Annotated in this window: 10 protein-coding genes and 1 pseudogene; 5 read left to right on the top strand and 6 right to left on the bottom strand. The window is 38.4% G+C overall.

Annotated elements, in window-relative coordinates; all coding sequences use genetic code 11:
- Nucleotides 1-27 precede the first annotated feature (27 nt).
- From helD to QGM71_RS18360, 3 genes are all read right to left on the bottom strand, one after another.
- Entirely contained in the window at nucleotides 28-2337 is a 2310-nt protein-coding gene (gene helD / locus QGM71_RS18370; RefSeq protein WP_327609028.1) for an RNA polymerase recycling motor HelD, read from the bottom strand.
- A 274-nt stretch (nucleotides 2338-2611) separates the two neighbouring features.
- A complete protein-coding gene (locus QGM71_RS18365) occupies nucleotides 2612-3178 on the bottom strand; it encodes an NADPH-dependent FMN reductase (RefSeq protein WP_327609027.1) in 567 nt (188 codons plus the stop codon).
- A 12-nt stretch (nucleotides 3179-3190) separates the two neighbouring features.
- Nucleotides 3191-4249, bottom strand: a complete 1059-nt coding sequence (locus QGM71_RS18360; RefSeq protein WP_327609026.1) for an LLM class flavin-dependent oxidoreductase — start codon at nucleotides 4247-4249, stop codon at nucleotides 3191-3193.
- 171 nt (nucleotides 4250-4420) lie between these two features.
- Between QGM71_RS18360 and QGM71_RS18355 the strand changes: the two genes are divergently transcribed.
- Entirely contained in the window at nucleotides 4421-4768 is a 348-nt protein-coding gene (locus QGM71_RS18355; protein ID WP_327609025.1) for a winged helix-turn-helix transcriptional regulator, read from the top strand.
- 336 nt (nucleotides 4769-5104) lie between these two features.
- Here QGM71_RS18355 and QGM71_RS18350 read toward each other — a convergent pair whose 3' ends face one another.
- The 3 genes from QGM71_RS18350 to QGM71_RS18340 all read right to left on the bottom strand — a co-directional run bounded on the left by QGM71_RS18350 (nucleotide 5105) and on the right by QGM71_RS18340 (nucleotide 8049).
- The gene (locus tag QGM71_RS18350) at nucleotides 5105-6580 is read right to left on the bottom strand and encodes a protein adenylyltransferase SelO (protein ID WP_327609024.1); all 1476 of its coding nucleotides are present in this window, start codon (nucleotides 6578-6580) and stop codon (nucleotides 5105-5107) included.
- Nucleotides 6581-7047: 467 nt separating this feature from the next.
- Entirely contained in the window at nucleotides 7048-7362 is a 315-nt protein-coding gene (locus QGM71_RS18345; protein ID WP_327609023.1) for a hypothetical protein, read from the bottom strand.
- A 225-nt stretch (nucleotides 7363-7587) separates the two neighbouring features.
- Nucleotides 7588-8049, bottom strand: coding sequence for a hypothetical protein (locus QGM71_RS18340; protein WP_327609022.1), 462 nt, complete (start codon nucleotides 8047-8049; stop codon nucleotides 7588-7590).
- A gap of 363 nt (nucleotides 8050-8412) precedes the next feature.
- Between QGM71_RS18340 and QGM71_RS18335 the strand changes: the two genes are divergently transcribed.
- From QGM71_RS18335 to QGM71_RS18320, 4 genes and pseudogenes are all read left to right on the top strand, one after another.
- The gene (locus QGM71_RS18335) at nucleotides 8413-9663 is read left to right on the top strand and encodes an amidohydrolase family protein (RefSeq protein WP_327609021.1); all 1251 of its coding nucleotides are present in this window, start codon (nucleotides 8413-8415) and stop codon (nucleotides 9661-9663) included.
- A 299-nt stretch (nucleotides 9664-9962) separates the two neighbouring features.
- Entirely contained in the window at nucleotides 9963-11519 is a 1557-nt protein-coding gene (istA, locus tag QGM71_RS18330) for an IS21 family transposase (protein WP_327609020.1), read from the top strand.
- Nucleotides 11509-12265 (top strand): annotated as a pseudogene (istB, locus tag QGM71_RS18325) (IS21-like element helper ATPase IstB). Before istA ends, istB begins: the two are co-directional and overlap by 11 nt.
- Nucleotides 12262-12462, top strand: a complete 201-nt coding sequence (locus QGM71_RS18320; protein WP_327609019.1) for a hypothetical protein — start codon at nucleotides 12262-12264, stop codon at nucleotides 12460-12462. Before istB ends, QGM71_RS18320 begins: the two are co-directional and overlap by 4 nt.
- Nucleotides 12463-13242 lie beyond the last annotated feature (780 nt).

Here is a 13242-nt window from a genome sequence, read left to right as displayed (position 1 = left end):
AACCGCAATAGGCTTTTTTTTGATTTTCTATACAAGACTTCCTTCATATGTTTCCTTTGGACAATCTTCGATAAAGCTACAAGGCTCGCTCTCGGTTATCATGACAAGCTCATGCATTGCTCTTGTACATGCTGTATAAAATAGCGTGCGGTCTGACTGCAAATCATACTGTTCCTTCGATGCGTCGGGAATAATAACTGCATCAAATTCAATCCCCTTAGCCAAATAAACAGGAAGCACCAACAATCCCTTTTCAAAAGTGTATGTTTCCTCGTTAACCTTTTTCACCGAAACCTTACCCTGCAACAGATTAAAAATAATTTCACTTTCTTTTAAAGTCTTACATACGATCGCAATTGTTTCATACCCTATGCTCTGAAGATTTTCCACATTAGCCTTCAGTACTTCAACTAAATCTTCCTTTTTATTTAGTTTTAAAAGTCGTGGTTTACTTCCTTCCCGATTAAAAGGCTCAATCAGCTCTTCACCAGGTGCAAAGTATTTAGTGAACTCAACGATCTGTTTTGTGGAACGATAGCTTTTTGTCAGGGTAATTCTTTCGTGTTTTAATTGATCTCCAGCTGGGACGAGAGGGTTTTCTTTTGTAGCATACGTGTATATCGCCTGGTTAATATCACCGAGCAGCGTCAATCTCGTATACGGGAATATATGTTTTATATAGGCATATTGAAATGCTGAGTAGTCCTGCGCTTCATCGATCAGCAAATGACGAACAGACCGGTCAGCGTGATTTCCCAGCAATCTATCTTTGAAATACAGATAAGGTGTTGCATCCTCCCACGTTAAAGACCATTGGGATAGATCAGAAGCCGTTAATGTGCTAATACTCTCCCAATCCTCAGGACTTTCCTGGGGATCCCATTCCGTAAAAAGTTTTTGATATGTTGCTAGTACATGAACAAATTGAAGTTGTTTCACACGCTTCTTAATGGATGAGAAATACCGATTCACCACCACTTTGCGCAGAATCTCTTCCTCGACAACAACGTCATTTTCATCGTCTATATCCTGGGATTTATAATAGGCTTTTAGAAAATCCTCTTTATCCATTAATTCAACTTGCTCCATCACCCAATCTTTATCTACTTCATCCCTTTGGTAGTGACGCAATTCCTTAAGCAACCACATTGAGACGAGTTCCATTTTATTCGGTATCGCTATACTTTCATCTAATCCATAAAAATAATCTTTTATTTTCTCTTTGGAGATAAGTATTTGCTTGCGAAAAGTAATATTTTTAAATCGAATCCCCTGTCCATGTAAATAAGAAATATATTCATCGATAAGCTCTTTAAATTTCAAGCTTGATTTATAGTCAATACTCTTCATACGGGTTTCGTATTCCGCATTATTACCTTCAGTTAATACATATTCCATTTGGTGAAATGGTGACTCAATTGCAAGCTTATCGCCAATTCCTCTTTCCAAAAAATTCAAAAATGTCGTTTGTCTCACATTTGCTTCCCCTAATTCCGGAAGTACATTGGAAATATAACTCGTAAACAATGGATTTGGTGAAAAAAGAACTACATTGGCTGCATTCAATTCTTCCCGGTAACGGTACATTAAATAGGCAATACGCTGTAAGGCTGCAGATGTCTTCCCACTTCCCGCTGCGCCTTGGACAACTAAAAGGTCACTTCGTTCATTTCTAATAATTTTATTTTGTTCCTTTTGAATGGTAGCTACAATACTCTTCATTGTGGTACTTGCGTTATTCCCAAGTACCTGCTGCAGAAGGTGATCGCCTATCGTAACCCCTGTATCGAACATCCCTTTAATTACACCTTGTCTTATAATAAATTGCCTCTTCAGTGAAATTTCGCCTGTTACAGATCCTTCGATTGTTTCAAATGCAGCCCTTCCAGGTGAGTAATCATAATAAAGGCTAGATATGGGAGCGCGCCAATCATAAACCAGAAAATTTTCATCGTCATTATCCATCAATGATGAAATACCAATATAAATATGATCCTCTTCCTCTCCTGGGTCTTCTATAAAATCAATCCTTCCAAAATAAGGAGAGTCCTTGAGCCGTTTTAACGTTTTTAATTCTTCGCCAAGTTTCCCGTGAAATCTTTCTCTTTCCGATAACAACTCTGCTTGCTGCTTAATACTCGCCTGTGTTTCAATCACGTCATCAGGCTCATCCAGATTGACAGTAACATCTTCCCAGAAGCTTTTCCGCAGCTCAATCACGCTGTCTTTTAAGCCAGCAGATTTAGAATATATCTTCTCCTCTTTTTTATTAATTTCGTGAATTACAAGATCCACCCGATTCTGTTCGGTAGCGCGATTGTCTGTATCGTGACTCATTAAATCGACTCCATTCTCAAAATTACTCTTTTTTTATTGACTTCCATAATTTTAGATGGTATAATATTATTGGATACATTTATACGTTTTCATAATTTTACAGTGACTTATTCAGCATACCATTTTTTGCTGATCTCGGCAACCTATGCTAGCACTTTTTATTAAAATTAACCCATTCTATAAAAAAGCTCTGATGTGCAATATGCATCAGAGCTTTTTAGTCGGAGAAGAAATGGAAGACACCTTTAACTGCTGCTCAAAGGTGTCTTCCATTTCAAAAACCATATTCTGCTTCTTTTGATTCACGAATTTCCTTAAATGTTTTCGTTAGCACTATTGTATTTTCAATCAAACGGTCGATACGAAATAAGACGTCATCATTTGAAATTTCTTTTCGATGCAAATCCTTTTCTTCAATAAAAACAAACGTTTGAACAATTTGGGCTTTCATATACGATAAAATTGGTTTTAATTGCTGTTCTGCAATTAAATAATGCTTTTGCGAACCTGCTGTAACAAGCATACTAATCACTTTATCGCGAAATGCGTCTACAGGAAGTAAATCAAATATGTTCTTTAACGTGGCTGGTATAGATGCCTGGAAAATCGGTGTACCGATAATAATTGCATCAGCTTCCATAACTGCTTTCGTTACAAAGCCTGTATCACCTTCATAATCCAAATAATTACGACCATCGCTAAACTGAACGTCATAGTCAGCCAAATCAATCAATGTTACGTCAGCCTCCGGGTAATTTTCATTGATGGATTTAACTGTATAGTTCATAGCTGTTCTTGTTTTCGAACCTACTTTTGAACCTGATATACCGACGATTTTCATAGTCTCTACCCCCTACTTACCTTTCGTATACTTCTTGATTGCTGGTAAAATCTCTGTTCCTATCAGTTCAATGTTTTTCATTAATTTATCAAATGGAACCCCACCAAAATCCATTTGCCCGATAAAACGCTGATGGCCAAATAGTTCATGCTGATAGAGAATTTTTTCAATTATTTGTTGTGGACTGCCAATATTCATTACATCATGCGGGTCTGCTCCCTGTGCAAAATGCTGTTTGGGAAAGCCTTGTCCGTTCGTCAGCTTCATCCCTTCATTAATAAACGGATATGTCTCACGCTGCGCCTGCTGTGTAGTATCAGCCGCATAGAAAAACCCGGCAGTTGAAATTGGCAGTTCGGATGGATCAAAGCCACTGCTTTTTGCTGCAGCGCGATAAGCATCAATGGATCGTTTAAAAACAGTAGCTGGTCCACCTAAATGAGCCAGGAACATTGGCACACCAGCATTACCCGCTTTTCGGGCACTTGCAGGTGACCCACCAACTGCTCGCCAAATTGGCATCGAACCAGTTAGGGGACGCGGAATAACTTTTGCATCTTTTAATGGAGCACGGAATTGACCGCTCCAGTTAACCTCCTCTTTTTCACTAATCTGCATTAATAGATCAAACTTTTCCTCAAATAACTCTTCATAGTCACGAATATCATAGCCTAATAAATCAAAGAGGCCTACTCTTGAGGCGCGCCCAGCAACAATTTCTGCACGGCCCTTCGAAATCAAATCAATTGTCGCAAAGTTCTCAAACACACGTACGGGATCCGATGTACTGATAATCGTAGAGGAACTTGCTATTTTGATTTTTTCTGTCGCCTGGGCAATTGCTGATAAAACAACAGCGTGTGCCTGGGTTGTAAAATACTCCTGATGACTTTCACCTACACTAAAAAAATCAACCCCTGCCTGCTCGGCCAGCTTAGCTAATTCAATTATTTCATGGATACGTTGCTCTGTAGAAATCCTCTCCCCTGTTAAGGGATTTGGGATATGGTCTCCTAATGTATAAAGTCCGAATTCCATTCCTTTACTTTGATCAATGCGATATTTTTCCATCTATTTCTCAACCTTTCAATTAAAAATATATATTGCTGCTTTATTGTCGATTTACTTAACAGCCAGCATAACAAACCTGTATAATACAATTATAGAATATATGAAACAATATAGTAAGTACGCACTTTTAAGTGGTATAGTATATAAAAAGATACTATGGAGGGGATAAAAATGGAGAAAGTACCAGAATATTGTCGTGTCGAGGATGCATTGGGGATTTTAGTTGGTAAATGGAAGCCTGTAATTTTATTGTATTTATTACAGGAAGGCACAAAACGTTTTAGCGAACTGAAACGGAGTATGCCTGGCATTACACAGAGGATGCTGACAAAGCAATTACGCGAATTAGAAGACGAAGACATTATAGAGCGCGTTGTATATCCCCAGGTTCCCCCAAAAGTTGAGTATTCCATTTCAGAATATGGCAGAAGCTTGGAACCTATTTTAGAAGCTATGCATGAATGGGGATCGAAACACACGTTGCATAAGATGGAAAAACAGAATCAAAAAAGTATGTAAGCGAACAAAAGCTAAAAAGAAGAAATTATAACTTTAGATAAAGGCCGAGACATAACTAAATGGGAAGAACGAGAATCCGAACAATCGGAACTTAGCGTAGGCAAAATACGCAGACTCCTGTGGGAACAGCACGAGCTGAAGATCCACTGTGTGAAGTGCTCTTCTTCACACAGTTAGCTGAAGCCGTGCCCACGAAAAAGCGAAGTATTTTGCCGAAGCGGTACATTTGCTCAGGCGTTAACGTTCGGATTTTCCTGAATAATCCCTCTCTTGTCCCAACCTCATCTATTTTTACTCCTTTTTTAGTGCAAGACCTGCCTGTATTAATGCTTCTCACTACGTCCCACAATAGGTTCGATATGGAACGGTTGATTCCGCAGGCGGTACGGCATACTCAGCCTGCCCGGTTGTGTGGTCGTAAGGATTAGATAGAACTTCAAGAAGACGCTCCATCACACTGTAATCTTCACGTTCTACAGCTGCTTCTAATGCCTCTTCTACCCGATGGTTCCGGGGGATTACTGTAGGATTGCTGCTTTGCATCAACTGATGCGATGCATCCTTTGATTCCTCCTGCCTGCCTAACCTTGCCCGCCACCGCTCTTGCCATTCGATAAATTCCGGGGTTCCGAACAGAACGAAATCCTCTGGAATACCCAAAGTTAATGCACGAAAAGTATTGGTATAGTCAGCAGCATACTGCTCCATTATACGAAGGAGATCCTCAAACAGAGACTCGTCCTCTTTTTCTTCATTAAATATTCCCAGTTTCCTTCTCATTCCGTTGAGCCATTCAGATCGATATAACACCAGGAAATTTGAAATCTCATCCTGAGCAATTTCCACCGCCTTCTCTTGATCTTCGTGCAACAGTGGCACTAGTGTTTCAGCAAATCGCGCAAGATTCCATCCTGCAATAGGTGGTTGATTGCCAAAGGCATAACGGCCATGGGTGTCAATGGAACTAAATACAGTTTTCGGATCGTAGTTATTCATAAAAGCACAAGGTCCATAATCAATTGTTTCTCCACTAATGGACATGTTGTCGGTGTTCATTACCCCGTGAATAAATCCAACAAGCTGCCATTTGGCAATCAGTACAGCCTGGCCTTTGATCACTTCCTGCAGCAGGGAAAGATATCGACTATCATCAGCTTCAACTTCTGGAAAATGGCGATTAAGAGTATAGTCAGCCAAGACCTGGATATCCTCAGATGTACCCCAATTCAAAGCGTATTGAAAGGTACCGACACGCAAATGGCTGGCAGCTATACGGGTCATGATTGCACCAGGCAGGTCGGTTTCACGCCTTACCGACTCACCAGTTGTCACTACTGCCAGGCTGCGGGTAGTAGGAATACCAAGCCCATGCATTGCTTCACTGATAATGTATTCACGCAGCATCGGTCCAAGTGTAGCTCGGCCATCACCACCTCGGGAATATGGCGTTCTACCAGAACCCTTAAGCTGAATATCAACCCGCTCACCTTGAGGAGTAAGCTGCTCGCCAACCAACAGAGCACGCCCGTCCCCTAGCATGTTAAAATGGCCAAATTGGTGACCAGCATAAGCTTGTGCAATCGGCAGTGCCCCCTCGGGAACCCGGTTTCCAGCAAGAACCTCTACAGCTTCTTCACTTTGAATAGCCTGTCGGTTCAACCCCAGAGATGCTGCCAACATATCATTTAAAATAATCAATTTCGGTGAGCGTACAGGATTGGGACTAAGATTGGAAAAAAATATTTCCGGCAAGCCAGCATAACTGTTGTCTAAGTTCCATCCAGTCTCTATTATTTCTTTTCCACTTGTCATTAGTATCTCCCTTCCTTCTTATGTTTGTTGTATCACACCTCTGCATTTACATAAACCCAAAGGCATTTTAAAAAATTTTCTATTTACCTGTATGCAACACGATCCACCCTCTTTTATTCTCTACTTCTGCTATTTTATTATTCCACATAAAGATGGCAAACCTAAAGTCCAGTCCTTTCCGAAAAAAACTTACAAAAAAATGACCTCTGTGTAGGACAGAAATCATCTTTTTAAGAAATCATATATTTTTCTAGTAATTTCTTTAACACTTGGAAATAAAATGCTCCGATTTTAAACTAGTATCAGTATTGCTGTAAAAATAGGTAAGTCCTTCTTCTACTAACGAACTCTCAGCCCGTTCTGTTTGATCGTCGGCCCGCCGTAACCGATCCCAATCCCCATAACAAAAGAAAAGATAAGGTGATCCACCTCTCGATGCTCACCTTATCCTTATTCTAAATTATCTTTTACGCATTAATTTGGATGGCTGTGTTAACTTCGATATCTGCTTCAATGTCAGCAGTGTTTTCATCTGCTTCTTCCTCTGTTTCTTCTGTGCCATCTTCAGCAGGTTCTTCTACGTTATCTTCTTCCTCTTCAACTGCTTCTTGACTTTCTTCTACTGGAGTAAGCGAACTAAGAATACTTTGAAGTGTATATACTTCATCCCGTGCCTCTTCTATCTCCTCTTCTATTTCTAATGCTTCTGGCGATTGAGGATCAAGCTTATTATTGGTTAGACCAGATAATTCGTTTTCGACGCCATCTAATCTATTAGTCAAAGAATTGAGGTCTCCCTCAGTAGAATTAATTTCTCCTTTAGTAAGTTCACCATTTTCCAATGTTGTAGAAACAATTTGTGCTTCTTCACTTATGGAATTTAGCTTCTGGTCGATTGCTGCTTCAATTTCAGCAATGTTCTCCTCTGCCTCTTCCTCTGTTTCTTCTGTGCCATCTTCAGCAGGTTCTTCTACGTTATCTTCTTCCTCTTCAACTGCTTCTTGATTTTATCCTACTGGAGTAAGCGAACTAAGAATACTTTGAAGTGTATATACTGCACCTCGTGCCTCTTCTATCTCCTCTTCTACTTCTAATACTTCTAAGGACTGAGGATCAAGCTTATTATTGGTTAGACCAGATAATTGGTTTTCGACGCCATCTAATCTATTATTCAATGAACTGAGATCTCCCTCAGTAGAATTAATTTCTCCTTTACTAAGCTCAACATTTTCCAATGTTGTAGAAATAATTTGTGTTTCTTCGTTTATGGAAGTTATTTTTTTATCAATCTTCTCAATTTTTTCAACGGCTTTTTGATCCTTGAAATTAGCTGCATCTACTTCCACTTCCGCCTGTGCATTTTGATGTACTTTTACCTCTGTATTATCATCTCTTTCTTCTGCTTGCGTCTCGCCAGCACTGACCCCTATTGTTAGTCCGAGCGCTAAAGTTGGTGCAGTTATCCACATAATGTTTTCTTCATAAATCGCTACCTCCTAAAATAGATTGTTTAATTTTTGGTACAATCATCGCTTACCACCAATTGGTAGAATCTAATCATAATTCGGTTATGTAATTTCCTTTTAACATTCCATTTAACAGTATGAAATATATCTATTTCATTCATCTTATATTAAAGAATGGGATAACGCCTTATATAATTGCTTCGGATAGAAAATACTATTCTTCAATGAATTACGGGTATATTACAATCCTTAGTATTGGAGTGCCTTTTAACAGTTAAAGGAACACATATTATTTTAAAATAATGAGTTCTATTGATACAATTTGATAAACTGTATAAAGTGATAATGTAAAGGAGTAAATGATATATGAAAAAATTTATTAATGCGACTATCTACGGAGATTCAGAATCTCATGAAATTCTAGTAGAAAACAATCGGTTTAAAGCAATAGGTAATGATTTAAACAGCGCTGATGAAGTGATTGATCTAAAAGGCCGTTTGGTGTTGCCACCATATGTTGATCCACATTTACACTTAGATTACATCTTTTCAGGGCTGGGCGAAGGAAATGCAAATGTTTCAGGTACGTTATTTGAAGGTATCCAGCGTTGGAGTGATAATAAGAAAACATTGACTGAAGAAATAGTACGTGAGCGTGCGATTAAAGGAATTCATAAAGAAGTGAGTAAAGGGGTTCAATTTATTCGTACACATGTAGATATTACTGATCCCAATCTAACAGGGATGAAAGCTTTAATTAAACTGCGTGAAGAATTGAAAGATATCGTTACATTACAACTTGTAGCATTTCCTCAAGAAGGATTTTTCAGATATAAAGGTGCAGAACGTTTAATGGAAGATGCACTTAAAATGGGTGCTGACGTAGCGGGAGGAATTCCTCACTTTGAAATTTCATATGAACATGGCGTTGAATCATTAAAGCGTATTGTCAACATGGCAATAAAATATAACGTAATGATTGATATTCACTGTGATGAAAACGATGATCCAAATAGTCGGTTTTTAGAAGTATTAAACGCGCTTGTTATGGAAGAAAGCTATGGTAAATACACAACCGCAAGTCATACATGTAGCTTTGGTTCTGTAGAAAACAGTTATGCAAATAAAATGTTAGGTTTATTTAAAGAATCACAAATTAACTTTATTTCATGTCCAACTGAAAACGCACATTTACAAGGACGTGGCGACAATTATCCAAAACGTCGTGGTTTAACACGAGTAAAAGAGTTATTAAACAATGGAAATAATGTCGCATTTGCCCAAGATTCCATTGCGGATTACTGGTATCCATTAGGGAATGGAAATATGATGAACATTCTAGACAATGGTATCCATTTAGCACATTATACACACATTGATGAAATCAATAAGGCGTTTGACCTGATAACATACCACGGTGCACACATTATGAGAGTTAACGATAAGTATGGCATTGAAGTAGGAAAACCAGCTAACTTTATCGTTTTAGATGCACAAGATGCATATGAAGCAATTCGTGAACGTGCAGAAGTACTTGCATCCATTCGTAATGGTGAATATCTGTTTAAACGTGAACCTCGAAAAAATGAAATAGAAATTGATTTTCTAAAACAATAATAAACTTCCTTAAATCATCCCTATAGCGTTTATCCCTCTCAACAGTGTCGAGGGGGATTTTTACTTGCTTTTTTTACCGTGCCATCGCCTAACAGCCCTGATCCTTAAATCATTATCGAAAGACCGAAAGGCTGCTGATGATTACAGCCACTGAAATTTACCACCTCTGCCATATTATTTACCACTGAATGACACGAAATTTACCACCGATTGCCAAGCTGTTTACCAACTCAAACCTCTTATATAATTAGTGAGCACACCTATGGTGGTGTGACACTTTTATATAGGAGGTTTTTTGTTTGATTCATTATCGGAAGATTTTGGAATTATATCACGACAAAATCAGTCTAAGAGGTATCGCCTCAAGTACGGGTAACTCCCGTCCCAAGGTCACAGAAGTTATTGAGAGGGCTAAAAAGAAGGGATTAAGATGTCCCTTAGAGGAGGAAATGACGGATCAGTGGATTGAAGAATTTCTCTTTCCGGAAAAGACTATGGAGGGTTCTGGTAGGCAACCTTTGAACTTTGATTATATTCATGAAGAGTTAGCGAAACCGAATGTGACTCTTTCACTTCTTCACCATGAATATGAAGCTGAATGCCGAGCGAATGAAAAGATACCATACTCATATCGCAGTTTTGCCCGCCACTACAGTAACTATGCGGACAAGTATAAAGCTACGTTACGTATTCGAAGGAAGCCAGCTGAAATCATGGAGGTTGATTGGGCAGGTTCAACAGCTTTTATCGTTGATAGAGATACTGGGGAGAAGGTAAAGGCCTACGTATTCGTGGCTACCTTGCCATGTAGCCAATTATCATATGCGGAAGCTACCTTATCAATGGATTTACATTCATGGATAACTGTTCACAACCATGCATTTGAGTACTTTGGTGGCGTTACACAAATCATTGTTCCTGATAATCTGAAGACTGGTGTGACAAAACATACTTTGAAGGAGTTAATTCTTAATCCGACTTATAGGGAAATGGCAGATTACTATAATACTGTGGTGATGCCTGCACGTGTGCGTTCACCAAAAGATAAGGGAAATGTCGAAGGAGCTGTTGGTGTTATTTCTACATGGATTATCGCAGCATTAAGGAATACTCAATGCTTCAGTATTGATGAATTGAATGAAGAAGTTTGGATTAAATTAGAAGAATTTAATCAACGACCTTTTACCCGAAAGAAAGGTTGTCGCTTGTCAGCGTTTGAAGAAGAGGAGAAATTCGCCCTTTCTACCCTTCCAATCACGCCTTACAAAATGTCTAAGTGGAATAATGTGAAAGTACGCCCTGATTACCACGTATCTGTCGAAAGTATGTTTTATTCGGTTCCATACGAATACATCAATCGAGAAGTGGAAGTAAGGCTCACAGATGATTTAGTTGAAGTTTATTTTAATCATATGCGAATAGCTTCTCACAAAAGATTATATGGGAAATTTGGTCAATTATCCAGCATTCATGATCATATGCCTGATAATCATAAATTGTTTGTAGATCAAACACCTGAGGCTGCGAACGAATGGGCTGAGAGTATTGGTCCATCAACATTGAACGTCGTTCAATATATTCTTGACGCCTCTCAAACTGAAAAACTAGCAGTACAATCTATATTCTCACTAAAAAAGTCTGAACGTCGTTATTCAAAATATGAAATTGAACGTGCATGTAAGATGATTATTTCAATGACTAAACGACCGACCGTTAAAGGCATTCAAACCATATTAAAGAATAATAAAAAGAATGATGCGGAGCAAGAGCTAAAACGCAAAACGGAAATAAACAAAAATAGCTATGGTTTCACACGTGGAGCTGCATATTATGGAGGTAAACTAAATGATGAATGAACAGACGTTGTCAAAACTACACGAAATGAAATTAAGTGGTATGGCTGAAGCGTATAAAGAGCAGGCGTCGAACAAAGAGTTTCAAAAGATGAGTTTTGAAGATCGCTTTTCTTTACTTGTTGACATAGAACAATCTCGTCGCCGAAACAATAAGCTTCAACGCTTAATAAAATCAGCAACATTTTTAAATTCAAATCCATCTATCGAAGATATAGAATATCATAATGATCGCAAACTAGATAAAGAGCTTATATTAAAGCTGGCCAGCTGTACTTATATACATGACAGCCATAATATTATACTAAAAGGACCAACAGGTTCAGGAAAGACATTCTTGGCCACTGCATTTGGAATAGCTGCCTGCCGGCAATACTATAAAGTAAAATATATCCGCTTACCAGAATTACTAGATGAATTGTCGCTCGCAAAACTAGCAGCTGACGGAAGTTATCGGAAAATCATTAAAAAAGTATACGAAAGTCGATTTACTAATACTAGATGAGTGGTTACTTACGAATTTAACATCGGATGAGGCAGCTATATTATTAGAAATAACTGAATCTCGTCATAAAGTAGCTTCAACTATTTTCTGTTCACAAATCGATCCCAATGGATGGCATGTGAAATTAGGAAACGAGACTATTGCCGAAGCAATTTTAGATCGTATTATCCACGATTCCTATCAAATTATGATAGATGGAGAAGTCTCAATGAGAGAACGTCATGGTCTGGCGGTGTATAAATGATCCCAGAAGAAGTTGAAAATCGTATAGCAAAGTACTTTTTTCATAATTATTTACCTAATGAAGTGATGTACGAAATAATAGATAAACTGTTGCCCCCATGTATCTACACAGAGAACGAGGATTTAGATATTGATGAACTTGTTCGGTGGGGTATAGAGATAATTAATAGGGAATTAGCAAATAAAAGATCGGTATGAAATAACCAGGTATTGGAATCTAGTATTCCAATACCTGGTTTAATTTGAAGGGTCAAAAAACCTTACAGCTCTCAAAATGATACCCGTAGGGCTTCCAGGTAATTGTGGTAAATATATTGGCAATCGATGGTAAATTCCGTGGCAATTGGTGGTAAATAACATGTCAAGGGTGGTAAATTCTAATGGCAGTATTCAGCTGATTCACGTCAGGAAATCTTCGGTACAAGGAATGTTATTTTTATTTAAAGAACGTTGTTATTGTGTAAGGAGAGAGATAATTTAATTTCGAGACATTGTAGAGGCAAGGGTTAAGGGAGATAATAGACAATAATAGTCATAATTTTTTTGTGACTTTATTTAAATTCGTTTTACCATGAAGTCCTTACTTCTCTTGTCTCTGGACATCATGAGGCTATTCCCCATATCCTTTGAACATCTATAAGTTTCTTTTCGTTAAATGATAGTTTATAGATATCTGGCATTTCGAGTTCCTCCCAAAAATCAAATCCATATTGATTATCGAAATAGTTCATAATTAACACCATTATATTACCATGAGTACCGATTACTACGTTTTTATCTATATTGCTTTCTAATGCTTTTGACACTCCCACAGCTGAAGCAATGGGATTCTAAAGTACCAAACCGTTCGCAGTCCATTTCTGTTTTGTACTAGTCTTTAGTTAAGGGGTGTGTCATCACCCCGTCCTGCTTCGTTCTATACACCCTCGGTGTACATGTGCCTAACAGGCGGTATTGCTGTTACCACAATACTAGGGT

Source organism: Virgibacillus tibetensis, assembly GCF_036026595.1.
Lineage (GTDB): Bacteria > Bacillota > Bacilli > Bacillales > Amphibacillaceae > Virgibacillus_P > Virgibacillus_P tibetensis.
This window is presented reverse-complemented; position numbering and strand designations above follow the sequence as displayed.